The following is a 1846-nucleotide window of genomic DNA, read 5'->3' as shown; positions in this document are numbered from 1 at the left end:
CCAGAGTGACCCAGGACAGGGCGCAGACGCTGACAAGCGCAACAGCGCCGATGCGGCGGAAATTCTGAGCAAACGTCATGGAGGTCTCCTTTCCCGAGACGATCAGGCCTGAGGTTGTGTTTGAGCGGGGACAGGCTGAGCAGCGTGCGGATCGACCGCAGCGGCGCCAAGCGGCGCCAGACCAAAGGCCAGTGCATACATCGCGAGCCAGCACATCGCTTTCATTCCTTCCGCAGACATGTCGCCCTCCCGTGTTGTGTAAAGCGTGCTTCACATATGATGTAAAGCTCACTTCACGTCAAGCACCCTTGACCGGGAAAGCGCGAAAAAACGGCCGCCCCGGGTTCCGGAGCGGCCGCACATTTCAACTAAAATGCTGTAAGACTTATTTGTTCGGCTGCGGCGTGGTGCGCAGATAAGGCTTGATCTTGTTATAGCCTTTCGGGAACAGCTTGTCGGCTTCATCGTCGGAGATGGACGGCACGACGATCACGTCCTGACCATCCTCCCAGTTCACCGGGGTCGCAACCTTATAGCCGTCGGTGAGCTGCAGAGAATCAATCAGGCGCAGGATCTCGTTGAAGTTCCGGCCCGCGCTCGGCGGATAGGTGAAGGTGGCGCGGATCTTCTTGTTCGGATCGATGATGTAGACGGCGCGCACGGTCACCTTCGGATCGGCGTTCGGGTGGATCATCGTGTAGAGCTCGGACACCGAACGATCGGTGTCGGCGATGATCGGGAAGTTCATCGTGCAGCCCTGGGTCTCCTCGATATCCTTCACCCAGCCATGGTGATCGGCGATCGGATCGACAGAGAGCGCGATGGCCTTGGCGCCGCGCTTGGCGAATTCGTCTTTCAGCTTGGCGGTGTAACCGAGCTCGGTGGTGCATACCGGGGTGTAGTCGGCGGGGTGTGAGAAGAAGACCACCCAGTCATCGCCGATCCAGTCGTGGAACTTGATCTTGCCTTCGGTGGTTTCCGCTTCGAAGTTCGGGGCGATATCGCCAAGCAGCAGACCCATAATTCATCTCCATCAGAGCATTTGCGAGGGGCGTCAAACACGGCTTTACTTGGCGTGAGGGGGCGTGCAACGCAACCCGTGTGTGCTAGTAAATGCCGTCGCCCGAGGATTCTGCCCCATGCCGCTTCTGATCGCCATGCGCCACGCCAAAGCCGTTGACCGGATGCAGGCCGAAGACGATTTCGATCGCGGCCTGACCGAACGCGGCGTGTCGGATGCGGATCGCGCCGCACAGGCGATTGAAAAGGCGGGGCTGACCGTTAGCCATGCCCTGGTCAGCCCGGCCCGGCGCACGCGTGAAACCTGGAAACGGATCAGCGCCAGCGTCGGCGAACCGCGCGTCAATGATCCGATGGCGCTCTATCACGCCTCTCCCGACATGCTGGAGCGCGCCATCGCCGAGCAGCTGGAAGACGGGGCCGAGGCGATCATGCTGGTCGGACATAATCCGGGCATTGGAGCCCTTGTCCACATGCTGGCGGTCCAGGCCGAGGCGGCGTCCGACCTGCCCTATGGCTGGCCGACCAGCGCACTCGCCGGCTTTGACGTCCGGATCGAGAACAAACGGCCGGTGGCCACTAAGCGGATTTTGTATTTCAACCCAAAAGCAGATTGATTCTCCTGTTAAGGGAATATTAACTACGCCGCATCTCGGACGCATACGGGGACGGCGCGATGACACTGGCGTTTGGACACGTCTGGAAACGGCATGCGCCAGGCGCGCGAAGCGCCCGGGCCTTCGATGTCGAGGATGCGGCCTTCGGCCTGCGCAGCCGCGCTCCTCACGCCAGCGCCGGAACCCGGCTTCACCCGCCTGCAGCGCTG

General features: G+C 61.2%; 2 protein-coding genes. One reads left to right on the top strand and one right to left on the bottom strand.

Annotated features, from left to right (window positions below):
* Positions 1-385: 385 nt before the first annotated feature.
* Entirely contained in the window at positions 386-1021 is a 636-nt protein-coding gene (locus B2Z70_RS02245) for a peroxiredoxin (protein ID WP_009801721.1), read from the bottom strand.
* Positions 1022-1139: 118 nt separating this feature from the next.
* Here B2Z70_RS02245 and B2Z70_RS02240 point away from each other — a divergent pair, with 118 nt between their 5' ends.
* Positions 1140-1637 carry a SixA phosphatase family protein gene (locus tag B2Z70_RS02240; protein WP_292980483.1) on the top strand — a complete coding sequence of 166 codons (498 nt, stop codon included), beginning with the start codon at positions 1140-1142 and terminating at the stop codon, positions 1635-1637.
* Positions 1638-1846: the final 209 nt, after the last annotated feature.

This window comes from Oceanicaulis sp. UBA6590 (genome assembly GCF_002433705.1).
Lineage (GTDB): Bacteria > Pseudomonadota > Alphaproteobacteria > Caulobacterales > Maricaulaceae > Oceanicaulis.
The sequence above is the reverse complement of the archived record's forward strand: the minus strand, read 5'-3'. Positions and strand labels throughout refer to the sequence as shown.

What these genes read in the sequence shown, in the direction of transcription:
- B2Z70_RS02245 (WP_009801721.1), bottom strand. Translation starts at nt 1,021, where the DNA reads ATGGGTCTGCTGCTTGGCGATATCGCCCCGAACTTCGAAGCGGAAACC.
- B2Z70_RS02240 (WP_292980483.1), top strand. Translation starts at nt 1,140, where the DNA reads ATGCCGCTTCTGATCGCCATGCGCCACGCCAAAGCCGTTGACCGGATG.